Annotated in this window: 20 protein-coding genes; 12 read left to right on the forward strand and 8 right to left on the reverse strand. The window is 73.8% G+C overall.

Features of this window, described 5'->3' with window-relative positions:
• The first annotated feature begins 274 nt into the window (after positions 1–274).
• Positions 275–1,588, forward strand: coding sequence for an ROK family protein (locus ACFYR0_RS34005; RefSeq protein ID WP_389336922.1), 1,314 nt, complete (start codon positions 275–277; stop codon positions 1,586–1,588).
• Between the two features lie 329 nt (positions 1,589–1,917).
• Here ACFYR0_RS34005 and ACFYR0_RS34010 read toward each other — a convergent pair whose 3' ends face one another.
• Positions 1,918–2,499, reverse strand: coding sequence for a rhodanese-like domain-containing protein (locus ACFYR0_RS34010; RefSeq protein WP_389336925.1), 582 nt, complete (start codon positions 2,497–2,499; stop codon positions 1,918–1,920).
• 81 nt (positions 2,500–2,580) lie between these two features.
• On the opposite strand from ACFYR0_RS34010, the gene ACFYR0_RS34015 reads away from it, so the two are divergent.
• Entirely contained in the window at positions 2,581–2,868 is a 288-nt protein-coding gene (locus ACFYR0_RS34015; protein ID WP_389336927.1) for a metal-sensitive transcriptional regulator, read from the forward strand.
• A 66-nt stretch (positions 2,869–2,934) separates the two neighbouring features.
• Here the strand turns inward: ACFYR0_RS34015 and ACFYR0_RS34020 are convergent, their stop codons facing one another.
• The 3 genes from ACFYR0_RS34020 to ACFYR0_RS34030 all read right to left on the reverse strand — a co-directional run bounded on the left by ACFYR0_RS34020 (position 2,935) and on the right by ACFYR0_RS34030 (position 5,901).
• Entirely contained in the window at positions 2,935–3,681 is a 747-nt protein-coding gene (locus ACFYR0_RS34020) for a sulfite exporter TauE/SafE family protein (protein WP_389336929.1), read from the reverse strand.
• Positions 3,678–5,066, reverse strand: coding sequence for a rhodanese-like domain-containing protein (locus ACFYR0_RS34025; RefSeq protein WP_389336931.1), 1,389 nt, complete (start codon positions 5,064–5,066; stop codon positions 3,678–3,680). The genes ACFYR0_RS34020 and ACFYR0_RS34025 overlap by 4 nt, the downstream gene beginning before the upstream one ends.
• 298 nt (positions 5,067–5,364) lie before the next feature.
• Entirely contained in the window at positions 5,365–5,901 is a 537-nt protein-coding gene (locus tag ACFYR0_RS34030) for an SMI1/KNR4 family protein (RefSeq protein WP_389336933.1), read from the reverse strand.
• 363 nt (positions 5,902–6,264) lie between these two features.
• On the opposite strand from ACFYR0_RS34030, the gene ACFYR0_RS34035 reads away from it, so the two are divergent.
• From ACFYR0_RS34035 to ACFYR0_RS34075, 9 genes are all read left to right on the forward strand, one after another.
• Positions 6,265–6,915 (forward strand): DUF4232 domain-containing protein, encoded by a 651-nt coding sequence (locus ACFYR0_RS34035; protein WP_389336935.1) that lies wholly within the window; start codon positions 6,265–6,267, stop codon positions 6,913–6,915.
• Between the two features lie 139 nt (positions 6,916–7,054).
• Complete coding sequence (locus ACFYR0_RS34040) at positions 7,055–7,465, forward strand: hypothetical protein (RefSeq protein WP_389336938.1); 411 nt, start codon at positions 7,055–7,057, stop codon at positions 7,463–7,465.
• A gap of 563 nt (positions 7,466–8,028) precedes the next feature.
• Complete coding sequence (gene dhbC / locus ACFYR0_RS34045; RefSeq protein ID WP_389336941.1) at positions 8,029–9,228, forward strand: isochorismate synthase DhbC; 1,200 nt, start codon at positions 8,029–8,031, stop codon at positions 9,226–9,228.
• On the forward strand, positions 9,225–10,904 hold the full coding sequence (locus ACFYR0_RS34050; protein WP_389336944.1) for a (2,3-dihydroxybenzoyl)adenylate synthase: 1,680 nt from the start codon (positions 9,225–9,227) through the stop codon (positions 10,902–10,904). The genes dhbC and ACFYR0_RS34050 overlap by 4 nt, the downstream gene beginning before the upstream one ends.
• 4 nt (positions 10,905–10,908) lie before the next feature.
• The gene (locus ACFYR0_RS34055) at positions 10,909–11,547 is read left to right on the forward strand and encodes an isochorismatase family protein (RefSeq protein ID WP_389336947.1); all 639 of its coding nucleotides are present in this window, start codon (positions 10,909–10,911) and stop codon (positions 11,545–11,547) included.
• Positions 11,544–11,774 (forward strand): phosphopantetheine-binding protein, encoded by a 231-nt coding sequence (locus ACFYR0_RS34060; RefSeq protein WP_386385230.1) that lies wholly within the window; start codon positions 11,544–11,546, stop codon positions 11,772–11,774. Before ACFYR0_RS34055 ends, ACFYR0_RS34060 begins: the two co-directional genes overlap by 4 nt.
• Positions 11,775–11,908: 134 nt before the next feature.
• Positions 11,909–15,874 carry an amino acid adenylation domain-containing protein gene (locus ACFYR0_RS34065; RefSeq protein ID WP_389337129.1) on the forward strand — a complete coding sequence of 1,322 codons (3,966 nt, stop codon included), beginning with the start codon at positions 11,909–11,911 and terminating at the stop codon, positions 15,872–15,874.
• The gene (locus ACFYR0_RS34070; protein ID WP_389336950.1) at positions 15,871–16,989 is read left to right on the forward strand and encodes a YncE family protein; all 1,119 of its coding nucleotides are present in this window, start codon (positions 15,871–15,873) and stop codon (positions 16,987–16,989) included. The genes ACFYR0_RS34065 and ACFYR0_RS34070 overlap by 4 nt, the downstream gene beginning before the upstream one ends.
• 182 nt (positions 16,990–17,171) lie before the next feature.
• The gene (locus ACFYR0_RS34075; protein WP_389336953.1) at positions 17,172–17,918 is read left to right on the forward strand and encodes a PP2C family protein-serine/threonine phosphatase; all 747 of its coding nucleotides are present in this window, start codon (positions 17,172–17,174) and stop codon (positions 17,916–17,918) included.
• Positions 17,919–17,940: 22 nt separating this feature from the next.
• On the opposite strand, the gene ACFYR0_RS34080 is transcribed toward ACFYR0_RS34075, so the two are convergent.
• The 3 genes from ACFYR0_RS34080 to ACFYR0_RS34090 form a co-directional block, all read right to left on the reverse strand.
• Positions 17,941–18,384, reverse strand: a complete 444-nt coding sequence (locus ACFYR0_RS34080) for a hypothetical protein (protein ID WP_389336956.1) — start codon at positions 18,382–18,384, stop codon at positions 17,941–17,943.
• Positions 18,385–18,722: 338 nt separating this feature from the next.
• A complete protein-coding gene (locus ACFYR0_RS34085) occupies positions 18,723–19,403 on the reverse strand; it encodes a TetR/AcrR family transcriptional regulator C-terminal domain-containing protein (protein ID WP_389336959.1) in 681 nt (226 codons plus the stop codon).
• Positions 19,404–19,425: 22 nt separating this feature from the next.
• Entirely contained in the window at positions 19,426–20,577 is a 1,152-nt protein-coding gene (locus tag ACFYR0_RS34090; RefSeq protein ID WP_389336962.1) for a lactate 2-monooxygenase, read from the reverse strand.
• Between the two features lie 170 nt (positions 20,578–20,747).
• On the opposite strand from ACFYR0_RS34090, the gene ACFYR0_RS34095 reads away from it, so the two are divergent.
• On the forward strand, positions 20,748–21,752 hold the full coding sequence (locus tag ACFYR0_RS34095; protein ID WP_389336965.1) for a 2-dehydropantoate 2-reductase: 1,005 nt from the start codon (positions 20,748–20,750) through the stop codon (positions 21,750–21,752).
• 78 nt (positions 21,753–21,830) lie between these two features.
• Here the strand turns inward: ACFYR0_RS34095 and ACFYR0_RS34100 are convergent, their stop codons facing one another.
• Positions 21,831–22,304, reverse strand: coding sequence for an Lrp/AsnC family transcriptional regulator (locus tag ACFYR0_RS34100; protein WP_389336968.1), 474 nt, complete (start codon positions 22,302–22,304; stop codon positions 21,831–21,833).
• Positions 22,305–22,402: the final 98 nt, after the last annotated feature.

The following is a 22,402-nucleotide window of genomic DNA, read 5'->3' on the forward strand; positions in this document are numbered from 1 at the left end:
ATCGTCCGACCCGCCGCCCGAGGACGAACCGCCCCCACAGGCCGCGGTGACGAGAGCGAGAGACAAGGTGACGGCACCTGCGGCCGCGGCTCTGATTCTGCGCATGGCTCCTCGAAGACCCTTTCGGGAAGACGTGGCTGACCGGAACGGCGAGGCCCCGCTCGGCTCTCCGTAACGGCTTAATTTACGCCGTGAGTTAATATCCATGAGAAGTGTGCGTCAAGGGCTCCGCCCCGGGGAGCTTGCGCACGGCCACTGCGGAGACAGGAGCAAGGTGTCTGCGAGAAGTGGTCGCACGGTCCGTGACCTGCGACGCGAGAACCGTACCGCCGTTCTGCAACGGTTGTATTTCGACGGCCCCCTCAGCCGGCTCGCCCTCGGCCCCGCCATCGGACTCAGCTCCGGCTCGGTGAGCAACGTGGTCGCGGAGCTCGTCGCCGAGGGGCTCGTCGAGGAGGCCGGGAGCGTCGACTCCGTCGGAGGGCGGCCGCGCACGCTCCTGCGGGTCAGCCCGGCCAGCGGCAGCATGATCGGCGTCGACGTCGGCGAGACCCGGATCCGGATCGAGCTGTTCGACCTGGCCTTCAACGAGCTCGCCCGCGCCGAGCGCCCGCTGTCCACCAGCGAGACCGATCGGCACGCCCGCTACGAGGTCGCCCTCGTCGTCCGGCACATCCGGGACGGCATCGCCGAGGTCCTCGACCGGGCCGGGGTGTCCGCCGAGCGGCTGCTGGGCGTCGGGATCGGGGTGCCCGGCATCGTCGCCCGCGGCGGCCGCGACGGCGCCGTGGTGCACGGCCAGACCATCGGCTGGGACGCGGTCCCGCTGGAGCGTCTGCTGCGCGAGAGCGACGGCCTGCCGCCGAGCGTGCCGTACTGCATCGACAACGGTGCCAAGACGCTCGGTCAGGCCGAGATGTGGTTCGGTGCCGGGCGCGGGGCCGGCAACGCCGTCTTCGTCCTGTTCGGGTCCGGCGTCGGCGCCGGCGTGATCTCCGAGCACACGGGGTCCGGGCGGTCCGTCGAGTGGGGTCATCTCACCGTCCGGGTCCGCGGCCGGCGCTGCCGCTGTGGCACGCACGGCTGCCTGGAGGCGTACGCGGGTGCCGAGGCGCTCCTCGACCGCTGGCGGGAGGCCGGGGGCGCCCCGCCCGAGGGCGCCGACGAGGAGACCGCGCTGACCGCGATGCTCGCGGCCGCCTACCCGCCGCCCGGTGCCGGGGAACCCCACGACGAGGTCGCCCGGGCCGTGCTGGCGGAGACCGCCGAGTACCTCGGCGCCGGGTTCGCGGACCTGATCAACCTCTTCCAGCCCGAGCGCATCCTCGTCGGCGGCTGGGCGGGCCTCCAGCTCGGCAGCCGCTTCCTGGAGGAGGTCAAGGCCCATGCCACGGCGTACGCGCTGCGGCATCCCGCCGCCCGTACGGTCGTCGGTCTCGGCACGTTGGGGCCGGAGGCGGTGACCGTGGGCGCGGCGATCCTGCCGTTGGCCGGGTTCTTCGCGCGGGGTGGGCGGCGGGCCGAGGTGGTGCGTGATGCGCCTGTGCCGGCCTGGCGGGCGGCTTTGCGGGGGCGGGTGGCGCGGTAGGGCTGTCGTGGGGGTGGTGTGTGACGGGGTTGCCGCCCTCGGGTGTGTGACGGCGTGCCGTCGGGGTGTGTGACGGGGGCGCCGTGGGGGTGCGGGTTGTTTTTGGGCCTGCGTTCGTTGCGGCTGGTCGCGCAGTTCCCCGCGCCCCTTTTGGGGTGGTGGTGCGGGGCGGCGTCGGGGTGTTCCGGGGTGCTGTGCTGGTTGCGCAGTTCCCCGCGCCCCTTTTTTGGGCGGCGCTGGGGGGCTGGGGGTGTTGTGCCGGTTTGCGCAGTTCCCCAGCCCCTTTGTGCGCAGTTCCTCGCGCTCCTTTTGGGGCGCGGGTTGTGGGGTCAGCGGGTTCGTAGGGTGGTGAGGGTTGTCGCCAGGTCGGCTGCTCGGGGGCGGTTGTGGGGGAGTTTGCCGAGCAGTGCGGCCATGCCGCAGGTGTCGGTGAGGGCCGAGTAGACCAGGCCGCCCGCGATGCCGGCCGACAGCAGCTGGAAGGCCGGGTGCACCAGCAGGCCGAGCAGCAGGCCCAGCAGCACCAGCGAGCCCGCGGTGAGGCGGACCTGGCGCTCCATGCTCCAGCCGGAGCGGGTGTCGCAGGCCGCCGGCCGGTCCAGGTCGTGGCCGTCGGCGGCCCAGGCGCTGGTGCCGCCGGTGAGGGTGGCCGTCGCGATGCCCTGCTCGGCGAGCAGCCGGCAGGCGCTCTCGGACCGGGCCCCGGACGCGCACACCACGAGGATGTCGCCCCGGCCGGCCGCGTGCCGCAGCTCGGGCAGCGCCCGCCGGACCCGGTCCAGCGGGATGTTCAGCGCGCCGGGCAGATGGCCGGAGGCGTACTCGCCGGGCGTACGGACGTCGATCACGGTCAGGTTGCTGAGCCGGGAGCGGGCCTCGTCGGTGCCGAGGGTGGTGAAGGGGGTCGTCATGGCAGATGTGATCCTTGCTGTTCGCCGCAGTCCCGAACCGGGACGTACAGTACCCCTAGGGGTATTCGCGGAGGAGTGATCGTGGAACTGGAGCTTGAGGGCGACGCCCTGCGGGCCGTGCTGAACCGGCTGCGGCGGGCGCAGGGTCAGATCTCCGGAGTGATCCGGATGATCGAGGAGGGGCGCGACTGCGAGGACGTGGTCACGCAGCTGGCCGCCGCGTCCAGGGCGCTGGACCGGGCCGGGTTCGCCATCATCGCCACCGGCCTTCAGCAGTGCGTGGCCGACATCGAGTCCGGCCGGAAGAACGGCGACGACAGCGAGGCGATGCGCGCCCGGCTGGAGAAGCTCTTCCTGTCGCTGGCCTGAGCGGTCGTCCGCCGTCGGCCCGCCGCCGGAGCCGGTTGGCCGCCCTCGCCGTCGTGCGGGCGGCCGTCACACCACCGTGTCCAGCAGCATGAGACAGGCCACCGCCAGCAGGGCGAAGGCGAAGACGCGCTGAAGCGCCGGCCCGGACAGCTTCGCCGACAGCCGGCGGCCGTCCCAGGCGCCCAGCACGGCCGCCCCGGCGAACGGCGCTATGACGGCCCAGTCCAGGCCGTCGGCCGTGCCCGCGCGCATGCTCAGGGCGGCCAGCGCGTTGACGGTGATGACGACCAGGCTGGTGCCCACGGCCGCCCGCATCCGCAGCCCCAGCACCCCGACCAGCGCCGGGACGGCGAGGAAACCGCCGCCCACCCCGAGCACGCCCGTCACCGCGCCCAGCCCGGCCCCGGCCGCCGCCGCCCGCCCCGGCCGGGGCTCGACGGGCCCCCGCGCGACGGGCCCGGACCTCAGCATCCGGACGGCGGCCGCGGCCGCGACCACGGCGAAGCCCATGGTCAGTACGGTGTCCGGCAGGCGAGCGGCGAGCGCGCCGCCCAGCACGGCCGGGCCGATCCCGGCCGCCGCGAACAGCAGCCCCGTACGCCAGCGCACCTGTCCGTCACGCGCGTGCGCGGTCAGGGCGACGGCCGAGGTGACGGCGACGATGACCAGGCCGGCCGTGGTGGCCGCGACCGGTGTGAAGCCGAGCAGATAGATCAGGGCCGGCACGGCGAGCACACTGCCGCCGCCCCCGAGTGCCCCGAGCGCCAGACCGATGACGGCCCCGGCGCCCAGGGCGAGCATCGCCGGGCTCACGCGACGGACCCGTTCCCGCCCCGCGCGTCGACGACGGGGAGCCCGGCCTCCTCCGCCGCGGCGAAGGAGTCGTCGACGGCGACCACGTCACGGCCGGCCGCGTCCAGCAGGGAGGCGGCCACGGCGGCCCGCATACCGCCCGCGCAGTGCACCCAGACGTGTCCGTCGGGGACCTCGTGCAGGCGCCGGGGCAGCGTGTGGACGGGGATGTGGACCGAGCCCCGCACATGGCCCGAGGCCCGCTCCGAGTCGCGGCGGACGTCCAGGACCACCACGCCCTGCCCGGCCCGCGCCGCGAGGTCGGCGAAGGTGCGCCGGGGGAACGAGGCCAGGTCCTCGCCCTCCCGCACCCACTCCTCGGGGTCCCCGGTCGCGGCCGCGGCGGGTCGGTCGACGCCGACCCGGACCAGCTCGCGCTGTGCGGCGGCGAGCTGCTCGGCGGACTCGGCGAGCAGGGTCACCGGCCTGCCCCACGGGACGAGCCAGGCCAGATACGTGGCGAGCTGCCCCTCGGCCTCGAAGTTGAACGAGCCCGCCACATGCCCCTCGGCGAAGGCGACCCGGTTGCGCAGGTCGACCACCCACTCTCCGGCGGCGAGCCGGGCGGCGATCTCGTCCGCGTCCGCCGGGGCGGGCGGCGTCAGGTCGACGGGCGAGGGCCCCTCGGCATTGGCCGGGCCCATGTGCGTGTAGTACGCGGGTACGTCGTCCAGCCCGGCGAGCAGCCCGGCTACGAAGGTGTCCACGTCACGGGTGAGCGCCTCGTTGGCGGCCTTCTCGGCGCCGATCGTGCTGGCCGACCCCGTCGCCCGGGCGGAGGAGCAGAAGCTGCCGAAGCCGTGCGTGGGCAGCACCGCCGTGTCGTCCGGCAGCTCGGCGGCCAGCCGGTGCGCGGAGGCGTGCTGGGCGCGTGCGAGCCGCTCGGTCAGCCGTGGTTCGACCAGGTCGGGCCGCCCGACGGCGCCGATCAGCAGCGAGCCGCCGGTGAACACGGCCACCGCCGTGCCGTTCTCCTCCAGGGCGTAGGAGGTGTGGTGCGGAGTGTGACCGGGCGTGGCGAGGGCGCGCAGGGTCAGGGCGGCCGGGGTGTCGATCCCGAAGCGGTCGCCGTCGTGCACGGGCACGCGGTCGTAGGCGACCCGGGCTCCGGCCGGGACCAGATAGGCGGCGCCGGTCAGCCGGGCCAGTTCGAGCCCGCCGGTGACGTAGTCGTTGTGGACGTGCGTCTCGACGACGTGCGAGATCCGCACGCCGCGCCGGGCCGCCGCCGCGATCACCTGGTCGATGTCACGGGGCGGGTCGACGGCCACGGCCGTCCGCTCGCCGCCCGCCAGGTAGCTGCGGTTGCCGAGCCCGGCCAGGTCGATCGTGTCGACGAAGAACACGCGGTACTCCCTTCCAGCGAAATGTACCCCCGGGGGTATCTCGACCGTAGCACGAGTACCCCGGGGGGTATTTTTCGGCGTGAGGAGGCTCCCAGGGGATGGGGGTCTCGCGGGGAGGCTTCCGGCGTGGGGAGTGCGCGCATGATTCGGGGCGCGGTGTCGCGGGCCGTACGCGTGACAGCGGCCCGGTCGTGGGACCGGGCCGCTGTCGGAGGTGCCTGCGCTTGTGCGTGTCGCCCTGCGTGCCGGCCGGGGGCGCGCCGCGCGGGGTGCTGCCCGGGCGGGGGCCGCCCGGTGCCTACTCGGCCAGGCGGAAGGAGTCGTACTCGCAGTTCATGAGATCCCAGAAGGACCGGTAGCGGATCACCACGTCGATCCAGTGGGCGACGTACCACGCCTCCCACTCGCCCTCGGCGGTGACCACCTCGGGGTTGAGCAGGTAGGTCGCCGTCGCGTCCGGCGTGTGACTGATCTTGAGGGTGGTGTCCGTGGTCCAGGTGGCCATGCCGGGTGCGAGGTCCCTGGTCCAGCCGACCTCGCCGGCCGGCAGCAGCCGGTCGATCTCGGTGGTCGTGTTGAGCCACCCGTCCGTCGTCTGGAGGAACTCCCGGTAACTCGGCGGCAGTCTGCGGCCGAGCCGTGCCTCCAGTCGCGTGATCTTCCCGTCGTCGGCCCCGGCGCGGCCCAGCCATCGCGCGGCCCGGACCTCGGCCGGGAAGGGCTCCACCCGCTCGTCCTCGTGCAGGACCGGGTCGAGCCAGTCGTCGCTCCATCGCTGGAGCAGCTCACGCCATGCGTACGTAGGCTCTGAAATCGGTTCAGATGAATACCCCACACCGCGAGACTACGCGACTTGAGCCGTGGTGGAGCCGACCTGGCGCGTAACTCACCCTCCCCGCTCCGCTCTTGGCCGAAGTCGCGTGGCGCGCGGCCGTGCCGAGGCGTTCCGCTTGACCGCACCGCGCCCACCGGGCCGGCGCGGAAACTCCCGCACCATGCCTCGTTTGTGAACCGCCTTGTGGGCCTGCCCCTGGACCCGTCCTGTGAGGCCGCCTTGTGGAACCGCCCTTGTGGAACCGCCTTGTGGAACCGCCTTGTGGAACCGCGCTGTGGCGTCCCTCACTTCGACGTGCCGAACCGACGGCCGGTGAACTGCGTGATAAGCCCTGTCATCGCACGCCAGTCATCGGGGGAGATCATGCGAGTCCGTCACACCGTCATCGCGGCAGCGTCCGCCGCACTCGTCGCCACGCTCGCCCTGACGGGCTGTCAGGACGGCAAGGGCAAGAGCCACGGCAGCAGTTCGGGCAAGAAGCGCGCGCACGGCGGAGCGCACTCGGGCTCGGACGACGACTCCGCTCAGGGCAGCGGCTCGAGCAGCGGCGCCGACGGGGTGTCCGGCACTCCGGTCTCCGCGTGCACCACTGCCACCACCACGCTCACCTTCGTCGTGGCGGCCGCCCACGCCACCGCCTCCGAGCCCGCGACCGCCACGGTGAAGCTCACCAACACCTCGGCCCAGCCCTGCGCCGTCGTCGGTGCCGTGACCCTCACCGCCCGCGACGACCAGGACAAGAGCGCGCCCGTGGAGACCGACAGCTCCACCGCGGGCACCGACTCCGTCACCGTCGCCCCCGGAGCCACCGCGACGGCCGAAGTCCGTTACACCGACCTGAACTTCGAGGGCAGCGCCTCGGCCCGCGAGGTGTGCGCGGTCCAGGCGTCGAAGGTGGAGATCGCGCTGCCCGACGATGTCGGCCGTGAGGTGCAGGCCGTCGACGGCGCGGGCTCCGCGGCGGTCTTCTCCGTCTGCGGCCCCGAGGTGACGCTGGGGGCGTTCCGGGTCTGAGCCGGGTCGAGGTCTTTGTCTCCGGCCCGGGGCGGGGGCCGCTCGGGAGTGCCATCCGCTGAGTGACCGTCAAGTTGCCTTCCAGGGACGGAGCTCGTCTGGGTTGAGGGCCGACCGGATGTGGTGGATCCGTCCGTCCGTGACGTCGAAGGCCATCACGGACGGTGACGCCGTCCACCAGGGTCACCAGCCCCGGCCGGCCGTTCACCGAGCGTTCCACCAGCCGCGTGCCGGGAGCCGCCGCGGTCGGTTCGGCGAAGAAGCGCGCGACCCGCTCGGCACCCGCGACGGGTTCCGGCGCGGCGGTGACTCCGCCTCCCTCGCCGGTCGCCGTGACGTCGGGGGCCGGCAGGCCGACGAGCGCGCCCATGTCCTTGGCCTGCCAGGCCTCCTTCAACGCCCGGACGACATCGGCGTGCCGGGCCGCCGAGGCCGCCTCGGGCTCCGGGGCGGGCTCGCGGACATGGGGTACTCGGCCTTCACCGCCTCCCACACCGCGCACGGCGGCCAGGAGCCCGGCGCGACCCTGCCCGGGGCCGCCCCGACGTGACGGCGACCGAGCCCGGGGCCGCCCCCCCCGTCACCACGGTGATGCCGGGGCGGCTCCGTTCCTGTGAGAAGTGCTCGCGGCACTCCCCGTGGTGGCGTGTTCTGGGTAAGGTAGACCTAACTCGGGTGGCGGGCGTGGATCGCCCCGCCCGACGCGCTCCCGGCCCCCAGGGTTGAGCGCTTTGCCATTCCTTGGCCCGCGGGTCCGGTGTCGTCCCGTCCCACGTCAGACCGTGTCAGACGGTGGGCCCCCGCGCTTCGGCCGCGACTACCGTTCCCGGCGGACGAGCACACGGAATGCGCGCCACCGGCCGCACACCCGGTGCTCGTGTCACGTGCGCCGTATCGACAAGTCGATGTCCGGCCGCACCGGTTCGACCCTGTCGCCGCACGGCCGCACCCAGCCCGCATCCGCCCGACGCCCCGCCTTACCCGTATCCGCCCGACAGCGCACCAGCCCGCATCGCCCCAACCTGCCCGCTTCCGCCCGACGCGCTCGGCCACCCGCACTGCCCGACCATCGGCCCGGTACCCGCAGTACCGGAGAAAACCGGAGAACCCAAGGTGACCACGGTCCCCGAAACGCTCGCCGCAGGCGAGTCCGCAGTCGGCGCCGTCGGTGCGGCGACAGCCCTCCTCGACGACTACCGGCCGGGCTCGGACCGGCTTCTCGCGTCGCCGACCCGTACCCTGCTCGCCCGTGGAGTCCGCGCCCATGTCCCGCACGATTCACGGCCGTTGAAAGAGCGAGTGCGGGTCGCGCTGAGCACCGCGCGGGCCGCCGGCCGGCCGGACCCCGTGGTGATCGGCGCCATCCCCTTCGACCCCGCGGCCCGCGCCGAACTCGTCGTGCCCACCGTGGTACGCCGGGCCCCCGCCCTCGCCGCGGACCCGCTGATCACCCTCCCGGCACCCGAACCCGAGCCGGTCGCCTGGACCGTCCGCCCGGTGCCCGCGCCCGAGCGGTACGCGGCCGCCGTCGCGGCCGCCGTGGAGCGGATGGAGGCGGGCGAGTTCACCAAGGTCGTCCTCGCCCGCGCCCTCGACCTCACCGGGGACCGCGACCCCGGCACGGCGTCGATGCTGCAACGCCTGGCGCGCCGCGACCCCCACGGCTACACCTTCGCGATGCCCACCGCCACCGGCGCCACCCTGCTCGGCGCCAGCCCCGAACTCCTGGTCTCCCGGTGCGGCGCCACCCTCGTGGCCAACCCGCTTGCCGGTTCCGTACCGCGCAGCGAAGACCTCGCCGAGGACGTGCGGCGCGCGGCCTCCCTGCTGGAGTCACCGAAGGACCTGCACGAACACTCCGTCGTGGTCGACGCCATGAGGGCCGCTCTGGCGCCCTTCTGCGCGGAACTCCATGTGCCCGCACGGCCCACCCTGGTGCGGACCGCCGCCATGTGGCATCTGTCCACCACCCTGCACGGCACCCTCGCCACCCCCGGGACCACCTCGCTCGAACTCGCCTCCGCCCTGCACCCCACCCCCGCCGTCTGCGGCGCCCCGACCGCGCCCGCCCGCCGGGCCATCAGCCAACTGGAACCCTTCGAACGGGGGTTGTACACCGGCATCGTCGGCTGGGAGGACGCCGAGGGCGACGGGGAATGGGTCGTCACCATCCGCTGCGCCGAGGTCTCCGGGCGCACCCTGCGCCTGTTCGCCGGCGCGGGCGTCGTCGCCGCCTCGGACCCGGCCGCCGAGACCGCCGAGACCGGGGCCAAGTTCCGCACGTTCCTGCACGCCGTGGGGGCCGAGCTGTGAGCGTCGACGCCCGCGACACCGCCCGGCCCGCCCCCGCCGAGGGGGACGCCCCCACCTGGCCCGCCGCCTTCGCCGAGCGCTACCGGGCCACCGGCTACTGGAGCGGCGAGACCTTCGGCGAGATGCTGCGCACCCGGGCGGACCTGCACCCCGACCGCATCGCCGTCGTCGACCCCGCGGGCACCGGACGCCGCTGGACCTACGCCGAACTCGACTCCCGCGCCGACCGGTTGGCCGCGGGCCTGCGCGCGGACGGAGTACGCCGGGGCGATCGCGTGGTCGTCCAGCTCCCCAACGTCGCCGAGTTCTTCGAGACCGTCTTCGCCCTCTTCCGCATAGGTGCCCTGCCGGTCTTCGCCCTCCCCGCCCACCGGGACACGGAGATCAGCTACTTCTGTACCTTCACCGAGGCCGTCGCCTACGTCGTCGCCGATGTGCACGAGGGCTACGACTACCGCGAACTGGCCACCCGTGTACGGGCCCAGGCCCCCGCCCTGCGACGCGTCTACGTCGTCGGCGACCCGGGAGAGCACACCGCCCTGGCGGACGTGCCGGTCCCGGCGGACGCCGCGCTGCCCCTCGAGGAGGACGCCCCCGCCCCGCACGACCTCGCCTTCCTCCAGCTCTCCGGAGGCAGCACGGGCGTACCGAAGCTGATCCCGCGCACCCACGACGACTACCTCTACTCGGTCCGTGCCTCCGCCGAGATCTGCGCGGTGGACGAGAACGGCGTGTACCTCGTCGTCCTGCCCGCCGCGCACAACTTCCCGCTCAGCTCGCCCGGTTCACTCGGCACCCTGGCCGTCGGCGGCCGCGTCGTCCTGTGCCCCAGCCCCGACCCGGACACCGCCTTCCCCCTCATCGAGCGCGAGGGCGTCACCCTCACCGGTGTCGTCCCGCCGCTCGCCCTGGTGTGGACGGAGGCCGCGAGGACCACGACGTACGACCTCGGGAGCCTGAAGTCGCTGCTCGTAGGCGGCGCCAAGCTCAGCGAGACCGCGGCCCGCCGCGTCCGGCCCGCGCTGGGCTGCACGCTCCAGCAGGTCTTCGGCATGGCCGAGGGCCTGGTCAACTACACCCGGCTGGACGACGACGAGGAGACCGTCGTCACCACCCAGGGCCGGCCCATCTCACCGGACGACGAGATCAGGATCGTCGACGACGAGGACCGGGACGTCGAACCCGGCACGACCGGCCATCTGCTCACCCGCGGTCCGTACACCATCCGCGGCTACTGGCGCGCCCCCGAGCACAACCGGCGCTCCTTCACCGCGGACGGCTTCTACCGCACCGGCGACCTCGTCCGCATGACCGGCACCGGCCATCTCGTCGTGGAGGGCCGCGCCAAGGACCAGATCAACCGCGGCGGCGAGAAGATCGCCGCCGAGGAGGTCGAGAACGTCATCCTCGGCCACCCCGCCGTGCACGACGTGTCCGTCGTCCCGGTACCCGACGACTTCCTCGGCGAACGCACCTGCGCGTACGTGATTCTGCGCCAGGGCGCCGCGCTGCGCGCCCCCGCCCTGCGCAGGTTCGTCCGGGAGCGGGGACTCGCCGCCTTCAAGGTGCCCGACCTGGTCGAGTTCGTGGACGCCTTCCCGCACACCGGGGTCGGCAAGGTCAGCAAGAAGGACCTCCGCGTCACCGCCGCCACCTCCCACCACGAGACGACCTGAGACGATGGCCCTTCCCTCCATCCCCGCGTACGCCATGCCGGCCGGTGCCGAGCTGCCCGCCAACCGTGTCGACTGGAAGGTCGACCCGGCACGGGCCGTCCTGCTGGTCCACGACCTCCAGAACCACTTCCTGTCCGCGTTCACCCCGGACGCCCTGCCCCTCACCGAACTCCTGTCCGCCGTGGCCCGGTTGACCGACGAGGCCCGTCGGCTCGGCGTGCCCGTCGTCTACTCGGCGCAGCCCGGCGGGCAGAGCCCCGAGGAACGGGGACTGCAACGGGACTTCTGGGGACCCGGGTTGCCCGCCGACGCGCACTCCGTCGCCATCGCCCCCGCCGTCGCGCCGCTCCATGGCGACCGGCTGCTGACCAAGTGGAAGTACAGCGCGTTCGTCCGCACCGACCTGGCCCGTCTGATGGCGGACGAGGAGCGCGACCAACTGGTCATCACCGGGGTCTACGCGCACCTCGGGGTGAACATGACGGCCTGCGACGCCTGGATGCGGGACATCCAGCCGTTCGTCGTCGCCGACGCGACCGCCGACTTCGGCCCTCGCGAACACCTCCAGGCGCTGCACTGGGCCGCACGCTCCTGCGCCCGCGTCATCACCGCCGACTCCGTCTTCCAGGGAGACCGACCATGACGCTGACCGTGCAGCGCATCCGCGAGGACGTCGCCGACGTCCTCGGTGAGGACCCCGCCGACATCCCCGACGACGAGAACCTCGCCGACTACGGCCTGGACTCGGTCCGCCTCATGAGTCTCGTCGAGCGGTGGCGCCGCGACCACGGCGCCGAGATCACCTTCGTCGCCCTCGCCGAACGCCCGGCCATCGAGGCCTGGGCCCCGCTGCTGGGAGTACGGCCGTGACCTCGTCCTCCGAAGGCGGCGTCGTGCCGCCCCCCACTCCCGGCGCCGGGACGGCCACCCCGGGCGGGCCCGACACCGAACCGACCCCGGGCGGGCCCGACGCCGAGCCGACCCCGGGCGGGCCCGACGCCGGGCTGCCGTTGACCGCGGCCCAGACCGGTATGTGGTTCGCGCAGGCACTGGACCCGCGGAGCCCCGCGCTCAACACGGCCGAGTGCCTGGAGATCCATGGCACCGTGGATCCCGGCCTGTTCGCCCAAGCCCTCGTCCGCACCGCGGACGAGGCCGAGTCACTGCGCACTCGTATCGCGGAAACGCCGGACGGGCCGAGGCAGTTCACCGTCCGCCTCGACGACTTCCCGCTGCACACCGCCGATCTGCGCGAGGCCGCCGATCCGGACGCCGACGCCCGTGCCTGGATGGACGCCGACCTCGCCCGGCCCTGCGACCTCGCCACCGGCCCTCTCTTCCGGCACGCCCTGCTGCGCGTCGGCGACGACCGCTGGCTGTGGTACCAGCGCGTCCACCACCTGGTCATGGACGGCTTCGGCTACTCGCTCCTGGTCCGCCGCACCGCCGAGATCTACTCGGCGCTGGTCGCGGGCGAGCAGCCCGGCGGGTCCCCTTTCGGCTCCGTGACCGACCTGGTGGCCGACGACCTCGCCTACCGCGCCTCCGAGCAGTACACGACCGACCGCGCGTACTGGGGCGAGGCCTTCGCCGACCGTCCCGAGGCACCGGCCCTGGCCGGACGTGCCGCGCTGCCCTCCCGTACCTTCCTGCGGTCGAGCGCCCACATCGCCGAGGAGGTCACCACCCGGCTGCGCACGCTCGCCGGCGAACTGCGCGCCACCTGGCCCGAGTTGATCCTCGCCGCCCAGGCCCTGTACGTCTCCCGCGTCACGGCGCGCCCCGACGTCGTCCTCGGCCTGCCGCTGATGGGCCGCATGGGCTCGGTGGCCCTGCGTGTGCCCGCCATGGTGATGAACGTCCTGCCGCTGCGTCTGGAGGTCCGGCCCGCCACCACCCTCGCCGAGCTGACCCGGCAGGTCGTGCTCGCGATGCGGGCCGCGCGCCGCCACCAGCGCTACCGCTACGAGGACATCCGGCGCGACCTCGGCCTGCTGGGGGAGGGACGCCCGCTGGTCGGACCGCTCGTCAACATCATGCCGTTCGACTATGAACTGACCTTCGCGGGCGCCCGCGCGGTGGCGCACAACCTGTCCGCCGGCCCGGTCGACGACCTGACGGTCAACGTCTACGACCGTGCCGACGGCAGGGGCCTGCGCATGGACCACGACGCCAACCCCGCCCTCTACACCCGCGAGGAGGTCGCCGTCCACCAGGAGCGCTTCCTCGCCCTGCTGGCCCGCGTCGCCGACTGCGACCCCGCCGCGCCCCTGGCCCGCCTGGGCGTCGCCACCGACACCGAACGCCATCTGGTGCTGGAGGAGTTCAACGCCACCACCCGGAGCGTCCCGCCCACCACCCTCATCGGCCCCGTCGAGGCCCAGGCCCGCCGCACCCCCGACGCCCCCGCCCTGGTGCACGGCGACCTGACCCTCACCTACGCCGAACTCAACCAGCGGGCCAACCGGTTGGCTCACGACCTGCTCGACCGCGGCGTCGGCCCCGGCGGACTGGTCGCCGTCGCGCTGCCCCGCTCGGTGCCGCTGATCGTGGCCCTGCTCGCCGTCCTGAAGACGGGCGCCGCCTATCTGCCGCTGGACCCCGGCTACCCCGCCGAGCGGCTCGGCCACATGCTCGACGACGCCGGCCCGGTCTGCGTCCTCACCGACACGGACACCGCCGTCCGACTGCCCCGCACGACGACGCCGTACGTCCTGCTCGACGGTCTCGACCTCACCGGCCGGCTCCGCGTGGACCCGCCCCGCGCCCTCACCCCGGGCCGTCCCGCCTACGTCATCTACACCTCCGGCTCGACGGGCCGGCCCAAGGGCGTCGTCGTACCGCACTCGGCGATCGACAACCGGCTGCGCTGGATGCAGCACACCTATCCGCTGTCGGCCGGCGACCGGGTGCTCCAGAAGACACCGTCCGGGTTCGACGTCTCGGTCTGGGAGTTCTTCTGGGCCCTGCGGGAGGGTGCCACCCTCGTCCTCGCCGACCCCGAAGGGCACAAGGACCCCGCCTATCTGGCCCGTGTCATCCGCGAACAGGGCGTCACCGTCTGCCACTTCGTGCCGTCCATGCTCCAGTTGTTCCTGGCGGAGCCGGAGGCGGCCGGATGCACGGGCCTGCGCCATGTCTTCGCCAGCGGCGAGGCCCTGCCCCGCGAGACCGCGCGGCAGTTCCACCGCACACTGCCCGAGGTCCCGCTGCACAACCTGTACGGGCCGACCGAGGCCGCCGTCGACGTCAGCCACCACACCTGCGTGCCCGGCGCCACCGGTACCGTCCCGATCGGCCGGCCGGTCTGGAACACCCGCCTGTACGTCCTGGACCCGGCCCTCCAGCCCTGCCCGCCCGGGGTGGCCGGCGAGCTGTACCTCGCGGGCGCCCAGCTCGCCGACGGCTATCTGCACCGGCCCGACCTCACCGCCGAACGGTTCGTCGACGACCCCTTCGGCCCGCCCGGCGCACGCATGTACCGCACCGGCGACCTGGCCCGCTGGACCGCCGACGGCGAGACCGTCTACCTGGGCCGCACCGACCACCAGGTCAAGCTCCGCGGCCAGCGCCTCGAACTCGGCGAGATCGAGGCCCGGTTGACGGCGGTGGACGGGATCGGCGCGGCCGTGGTCCTGCTGCGCGAGGACCGCCCCGGCGACCAGCGCCTCGTCGCCTACGTCACCGGCGCGGGCGCCGCGGAGCACCCCGCCGGGACCGTATCCGGTGCCGCGGAGCACCCCGCCGGGACCGTAGCCGACGCCGCGACGCACTCCACCGGGACCGTACCCGGCGCCGACGAGCTGCGCGCCCGCCTCGCCGCGACGCTGCCCGACTACATGGTGCCGTCGGCGTTCGTCACCCTCGACGACCTGCCGCTCAGCGCCAACGGCAAGCTGGACCGCGCCGCGCTCCCCGCCCCCGCCGCCGCGACCGCCACCGAGGGACGCGCACCACGCACGCCCACCGAGGAGACCCTCACCCGGCTGTTCGCCGAGGTGCTCGGCGTCGAACGGGCCGGTGTGGACGACGGGTTCTTCGACCTCGGCGGCACCTCGCTGCTCGCCGCCCGGCTGATGTCCCGCATCCGCGACACCCTCGGCACCACCACCCCGCTCGGAACCCTCTTCCGCGCACCCACCCCGGCCGCGCTCGCCGACCGCCTCACCGACGGCGACGCGGGGGACAGCGCCCTGGACGTGCTGCTGCCCCTGCGCGCCACGGGCACCCGCACCCCGCTGTTCGTCCTCCATCCGGCCGGCGGCATCAGCTGGTGCTACTCGGGGCTGCTCGCCCCGCTCGGCCCGGACCAACCGGTGCACGGACTCCAGGCCCGCGGCCTGCACGCCGACGAACCGCTGCCCGCGACCATGGACGAGATGGCCGCCGACTACGTCGCCCGGCTGCGCGAGGTGCAGCCCGAAGGCCCCTACCGGCTCCTGGGCTGGTCGGTCGGCGGGGTCGTCGCGCACACCGTCGCCGTGCACCTCCGGCAGGCGGGCCAGGCGGTCGAGCTGCTCGCCCTGATGGACGCCTACCCGTCCGACCAGTGGCGCGACCTGGCCGGTCCCACCGAGGCCGACGCGCTGGGCGCCCTGCTGCGCATGGCCGGCTACGAGGGCGGCACGGACCTGACCCGGGAGGGCGTCCTCGCGGTGCTGCGCCGCGAGGGCAGCGCCCTCGCCGCACTGCCCGAGCACGTCGTGGACGCCGTGATCGGGATCGTCACCAACAACGCCCGCCTGATGCGCACCCAGCGGCACCAGGTCTTCGACGGCGACGTGCTGTTCTTCACCGCCGCCGCGCCGCGCGCCGAGCACTGGCTCACGCCGAGCGCCTGGAAGCCGTACCTCGGCGGGGCGATCGATGAACACCAACTGGACTGCACACACCCGGAGATGACCCGGCCGGGCCCGATCGACGAGATCGCGGCCGTGCTCGCCACCCGGCTCCAGGACCTGGACGCATGACCCATGAGTCCTGCCAGATCACCCCCTACTCGGAAGGAAACACCATGTCCGGCACCCGCGACCCGATCGGCCGTCGCACCGTCCTCGGCGCCGCACTCGCCACCGGAGGCGTGCTCGCCGCCACCGGCACGGCGTCGGCCGCCACCCCGAAGCGCCCCCGCACGCTGGAGACGTCCTACGCCGTGAACTCCGCAGAGCTCGCCCAGGGCCTCTACCAGGTCGCCCACTCCGCCCGCAACGACGTGCTGTGGGTGACCAGTTCGGTGGGCTTCCCGCCGGTCACCCAGTCGCGCCTGCTCAAGGTCGACCCCCGGACGCTGGAGCTGCTCGACGCCTACACACCCCCGCTGACCGACCCGGCCACCGGTGCGCTGGAGGCCGTCTACGGCGTCACCGTCGACGACGTCCACAACACGGTGTGGGTCACCGCCACCCTGAACAACGCCCTCGCGGTGTACAGCCAGAGCACGGGCCGCCACCTGGCGACCCTCCCCGGCGTCAAGCACCCCCGTGACGTCGCCGTCGACCTGCCGCGCGGCGTGGCCTGGTGCAGCGCGCTGGAGGAGGGCAGCATCGTCGCCTTCGACCTGCGCACCCACCAGGAGAAGCAGCGCGTCACCGTCGAGGGTGCCTGGCCCACCGGCCTCGCCGTCAACCCGTACAACGGCCGTGTCCTCGCCGCCGACCTGGCCAAGGGCCGCCTGATCGAGGTGACCCCGGGCTCCGCCGAGCCGAGGCTGCTCCCGGCCGGACAGGGCTCGATCGACGTCTGCCTGTCCGCCGACGGCCGCACCGCCTACACCGCCAACCAGGCGGCGGGCTCCGTCTCGGTCGTCGACCTCGCGGCCGGCCGGGTCCAGCGGGAGATCGCGACGGGCGCGGGCACCCTCGCGGTCGCCACCGACGCCTGCACCGGCAACGTCTACGCGGTCAACAAGGACGCGGGCACCACCACGATCCTCGACCCGCGCACCGGCACCGTCCTCGCGAACCCGGCCACCGGCGCCAACAGCGACCACGTCGTGCTCGTCCACGGCACGGCGTACGTCGTCGACAAGGCCGCCGCCGGCCCGCGGGCCCTGGACTCCATCCACCGCATCCGCCCCGCGCGCTGACGCGGCCGCCCGCACCTCCATGTCCCGCCCGCCGGTCACCCGGCGGGCGGGACGTGGATCCGCCAGGGGGCCGTGACCCGGCTACACGGGGTGACGGGTGTCCCACGGTGAGGACCCGGCCGGTCCGGCCCTGACAGGCGGCTCGCGCGGGCGGACAATGGTGGGGGAGGGAAAGGAGCGATGTGCCGTACACAGCCGTGACCGCGCTGAGTCACAGCGGACTGGTGCGCGACCACAACGAGGACAGCCTCGTCGTCGGGCCGTGGACGCTGTGCGGCACGGTCACCGAGACGCCCCAGACCCTGGTCTTCCCCCGGTCCCGGCCCTTGCTGACGGCGGTGGCGGACGGCCTCGGCGGCCAGCCCGGCGGAGAGATCGCGAGCGGTCTCGTCGTCAACCGCCTGGCCGAGCTCGGTCCGACCCTCACCGACGCGGAGGACGTCGGCGCGGCTCTGGAGACCTGCAACCGCCAGCTGTTCGAGGCGGGCGAGTCACACCCCGAGCTCGCCACCATGGGCACCACGGTCGCGGGCGTGCTGATCCTCCGGGACGGCCTGCTGGTCTTCAACATCGGTGACAGCCGGGTGTATCTCCAGGACGACGACGGTCTGCGCCAGATCAGTGTCGACGACAGCCCGGCCCCGCCTCCCGGGCAGCGCGTCACCTCCCGGGTCACCCAGACCATCGGCGGCACGCACCTCCACACGCCCGTGACCGCGCACCTCGTGCCCTGCCCGCTCCGCGCGGGTGAACGCCTGCTCGTGTGCAGCGACGGTCTGACCGACCCGGTGCCCGACGAGACCATCGACCGTCTGCTCGACGAGGAGTCCGACGACGGTCCCGCCGCGTTCGTCCTCTGGCAGGCCGCGATCGAGGCGGGCGGCCCGGACAACATCACCATCGCCCTGATCCGCATCGACGACACCTGACGCCCGGCACGCCCGGGCGGCCCTAAGCCTTCGGCTGCGGGTTCACCGCCTCGAAGACCAGCAACTTCCGCTCCAGGTCGGCGTGGAAGGTGGCCGGGTAGCGGTCGCCGGTGACCGCACGGGCGAAGCCGTCGCTCGTCCGCCAGCGGGCGCCTGCCGGGACGTGGGGGCCCAGGTCCGCCGGGACCTCGGGCTGTGCCGGGGCGTCCCGCCAGGAGTAGCCGTCCCGCAGCCGTCGCGCGTCGGCGTCGGCGAGACGGACGACGCCGGCCATCCGGACGTCGGTGGGTCCGGGTACCGACCGGTCGCTCACGCCGAGGGCCTCGCCCCTCCAGACCACCGAGGTGAAGTCGCCGAACTCCGGGAACCGGGCCCGCACCGGCTCCTCGTCGTAGCGCAGGCGTCCCCGGGGAGCCTCCTGCCGGTCCGCGCGACGCCCGGCACTCCCGGGCCCGGCGGCCGGCACCGAGCCTCCGGGACCTGAGACCGGCTCCGGGCCTCCGGAACCTGCGGTCGGCACCGAGCCTCCGGGACCTGGGGCCGCCTCCGCGTCTCCGGAACCTGCGGTCGGCACCGAGCCTCCGGGACCTGGGGCCGCCTCCGCGTCTCCGGAACCTGCGGTCGGCACCGAGCCCCCGGAACCTGCGTTCGCGGCGGAACCCCAGGGCCCGTGAGCCCCGTCCGTCCCGCCCGGCCGCGACGGCTCACCGCAGCCCGTGAGCACGAGAACGGCCACCGCGGTCATGGCGGCCGCGGTGAACCGGGCGACCGACCGGCGCCGGGGCGGTGCGGCCGTGGCACGACTCATCGCGGGTCTCCCATTCCGTCGAGCAGGGCCGCGAGACCGAATCGGAACTCCTGCTCACCGTCGGGGAGGTTGAGCGGTTCGGCGAGCTCCCGGACCAGCGGGAACTGCGGCATCCCGGCGAACAGTTCGGTCATCGCCGCCCTCTCCTCGACGCCGCGGGCGGCGCCGCCGGTTCCCAGCAGCGCGGTGCCGATGACGTGGTGAGCGACCGTCAGGTAGATCTGGACGGCCCGCGACGGCTCCCAACCGCCCCGGATCAGCAGGCCGAGCCCGGTCTCGCGGGCGCGCAGGGCGTTGGGGCCGAGCAACTGCCCCACGGTCAGCAGCGGGACGACCGCGGGATGCGCCAGCAGCACCCGCCGGAACTCCCACGCGCCCGCCTCCAGATCCGCCCGCCAGCCACGGCCGGTGTCGGGCGGGTCGCCCTCGCCCAGCACATGGTCGACGAGCTCCACCAACAGCTCGTCCCTGCTGGCGACATGCCGGTACAGCGAGGTGTGGCGCACGCCCATCGCGTCGGCCACCCTGCGCATGGTCAGCGCCGCGAGCCCCTCCGCGTCGGCGATGAGCAGCGCCGTCGCGGTGATCCGGCCCAGTTCGATCCCGCCCGCCCGCGGACGCTGCCTCTCGCGCGCCGCGTACCTGGCCCGCCACCACGCTGCCGATCCCGCCTTCATCCGCGCCACCCGGCCGCACGGGTCATGGGCTCAGCAGATCCCGGCCGACCTCCGCGAGCGAGGACCGGCCGGTCAGTGCGAGGGTGAGGTCGAGCTCGGCCGTCATGCAGCGCAGCACGTGCCGTACGCCGTCCTCACCCGCGAGCCCGAGCCCGTAGGCGTACGGGCGGCCGATCATGACCGCGTCGGCGCCGAGGGCGAGGGCCTTGGCGACATCGGCGCCCGAGCGGACGCCCGAGTCGAACAGCACGGAGACCCGGGAGCCGACCTCGGCGGCGATCGCGGGCAGCGCGTCCAGGGAGGCGATCGCGCCGTCGACCTGGCGGCCGCCGTGGTTGGACACCACGATCCCGTCCATGCCCGCGTCGACGGCCCGGCGGGCGTCGTCGACGTGCTGGATGCCCTTGAGGGCGATCGGCCCGTCCCACTCGGCCCGCAGCCAGGCCAGATCGTCCCAGGTGAGGCTGGGATCGCCGAAGTTGGCCACCCAGTGCAGCAGGGCGCGGTCCCGGTTCTCCTCGGTGACCGGGCCGCCGACGGCCTTGAGGAAGACCGGGTCGCTCCAGTAGTTCTGCACCCCGATCCCCTGGAGGAACGGCAGATACGCCGTGTCGAGGTCGCGTGGCCGCCAGGCCATGGCGAAGGTGTCGAGGGTGACCACCAGGGCGCTGTAGCCCGAGTCCTTCGCCCGCTGGAGGAAACTGGCGGCCAGCTCGCGGTCCTTCGGCCAGTACAGCTGGAACCAGCGCGGACCGGCCTCCGCGGCGACCTCCTCCAGAGAGGCCGAGGCGGCCGTCGACAGCGTCATGGTGATGCCGAGCGACTTGGCCGCGCGGGCCACGGCCAGTTCGCCGTCCGGGTGCAGGATCCGCAGCACCCCGACCGGGCCGATGACGACCGGCGCGGGCATCGGGGTCCCGAGGACCGTCGTCGACAGGTCGCGCTCGGCGACGTCGCACAGCATCCGCGGCACGATCCGCCACCGGTCGAACGCCTCCAGGTTGGCGCGGGCGGTCCGTTCGGCACCCGCCGAGCCCGCGACGTACCCGTGCGCCTGCGCCGTCAGCCGGGCCGCCGCCAGCTCCTCCAGCCGGTGCAGATCGGTCGGCAACCGCGGCACCACCCCGCCCAGACCGGCCAGATAGATCTCGTTCTGGAAATCGGCGAGGTTCACGGCGGCTCCCTGGGGGTTGCGGCGGCGGTGGCGCGAGCGCCACTATGCGTCCAGTGGACGCCTGACGCAATCCTCGGGACGGTGATCGCGACGATCGCCCCCGCGGCCGGCGCGCGGGTACCCGGTCCGGGCCGCAGCCGCTCACCCCGCCGCTTCCGCAGGAGTCACTCATGTCCGAGCCCCGCTTCGCCGTCCTTGGCGCCGGCAGCATCGGCTGCCATCTCGGCGGTCACCTTGTCGCCGCCGGGTACGACGTGACGTTCATCGGCAGGCCCGCCGCGATGGACGTGCTGCGCGAGCGCGGCCTCACCCTCAGCGTGGCCGGCCGGCCGCCGGTGCGTCTCGCGCCGGAACGGCTGAGCCTCGCCACGAGCGCGGAGGCCGCGGCCGGCGCCGGTCATGTGCTGGTGACGGTGAAGACGGCGGGCACCGAGGCCGCCGCCGACGAGCTCGCCCCGCACCTCGCCCCGGGCGCGGCCGTGGTCAGCCTGCAGAACGGCCTGCACAACCCCGCCACCCTGCGCGCCGCCCTCCCCGGACACACCGTGCTGGCCGGGATGGTGCCGTACAACGTCGTCCAGTCCGAACCCGGCACCGTCCACCAGGGGATGCCGGGCAGCGTGATGGTGGAGCCGGATACGGTCCTGGTCGCCGCCTTCCGCGCGGCGGGCCTGGCCATCGAACCGCGCACCGACATGTCCGACGTGCAGCACGCCAAACTGCTGCTGAACCTCAACAACGCCGTCAACGCGCTGTCCGGACTTCCCCTGCGCGACCAGCTCGCCCAGCGTGCCTACCGCCGCTGTCTCGCGCTCTGCCAGCGCGAGGCCCTGGCCGCCTACCGCGCCGCGGGTGTCACGCCCGCCCGGCTCGGACCGACCGCCCCGGGCCTCACCCCGTACGTCCTCGGGCTGCCCGATCCGCTCTTCCGCCGGATCGCCGCCGCCTCCCTGCCGATCGACGCCCACGCCCGCTCGTCGATGTGGGAGGACCTCCAACGGGGCCGTCCGACCGAGATCGGCTCCCTCCAGGGCGAGATCGTCGCCCTCGCGGCGGCCCACGGCCGCACGGCCCCGGTCAACGCCCGGCTGCTCTCCCTGGTCCGCGAGGCCGAGTCGGTGCCCCGGACCTGGACGGGCCCGGATCTCTACGCGGAGCTGCGCGCGGCGCGTTGAGGGCGTCGCGGGGTGTACGTCGTGCCGGGTGCGGCGCGCCGAGGGCGTCGACGGCGCCGCGCCTCCCTCACGCCCGCCCTAATCTCCGTCGTGACGCCCCGGCAGCGGGGTCATCACCCGTGCGCTGGTCTGCTGGTAGATCACCGAACTCCGGAAGCTCACCACCTCCCGTCTCGCGCTGAACCGGTCCATCAGGAAGGCGTGCAGCCGCTCGATGTCCGGCACGGCCACATGGACGACGAAGTCGTCGTCTCCGGAGACCACGAACACGGAGACCACCTCGGGCAGTTCGGCCAGATAGGCCTCGAAGCCGGCTATCACGTCGCGGCTGAGCGGACGGAGCCGGGCGAAGACGAGGGCCTGGAGGGAGCGCCCGAGGAGGCGCGGCTGCACGGCCGCGTGATAGCCGGTGATCACCCCACGGGCGCGCAGCGAGCGGACCCGCTCCAGACAGGTGGAGGGCGCGACACCCACCTTGCGCGCCAACTCGCGGTTGGTGAGCCGTGCTTCGCGCTGGAGGTGGCCCAGGATCGCCGAATCAATGCTGTCCATGGCCGTCAGTCTGCCCAGTGTCCCGAATTTCGTTCGGCCGTCCGCCGATTCGGCCGTATCGCGCCCTAGATTGCCCAACACCTGCCTTATCCGAAGGG

Origin of the sequence: Streptomyces sp. NPDC005017 (assembly GCF_042873115.1) — a bacterium.
Taxonomy (GTDB): domain Bacteria; phylum Actinomycetota; class Actinomycetes; order Streptomycetales; family Streptomycetaceae; genus Streptomyces.

Bases quoted from the DNA above. Each gene is read 5' to 3' on its own strand.
- ACFYR0_RS34010 (WP_389336925.1), bottom strand. From the start codon at position 2,499: ATGACGACCCCCTTCACCACCCTCGGCACCGACGAGGCCCGCTCCCGG.
- ACFYR0_RS34035 (WP_389336935.1), top strand. From the start codon at position 6,265: ATGCGAGTCCGTCACACCGTCATCGCGGCAGCGTCCGCCGCACTCGTC.
- ACFYR0_RS34055 (WP_389336947.1), top strand. From the start codon at position 10,909: ATGGCCCTTCCCTCCATCCCCGCGTACGCCATGCCGGCCGGTGCCGAG.
- ACFYR0_RS34060 (WP_386385230.1), top strand. From the start codon at position 11,544: ATGACGCTGACCGTGCAGCGCATCCGCGAGGACGTCGCCGACGTCCTC.
- ACFYR0_RS34070 (WP_389336950.1), top strand. From the start codon at position 15,871: ATGACCCATGAGTCCTGCCAGATCACCCCCTACTCGGAAGGAAACACC.
- ACFYR0_RS34085 (WP_389336959.1), bottom strand. From the start codon at position 19,403: ATGAAGGCGGGATCGGCAGCGTGGTGGCGGGCCAGGTACGCGGCGCGC.
- ACFYR0_RS34095 (WP_389336965.1), top strand. From the start codon at position 20,748: ATGTCCGAGCCCCGCTTCGCCGTCCTTGGCGCCGGCAGCATCGGCTGC.
- ACFYR0_RS34100 (WP_389336968.1), bottom strand. From the start codon at position 22,304: ATGGACAGCATTGATTCGGCGATCCTGGGCCACCTCCAGCGCGAAGCA.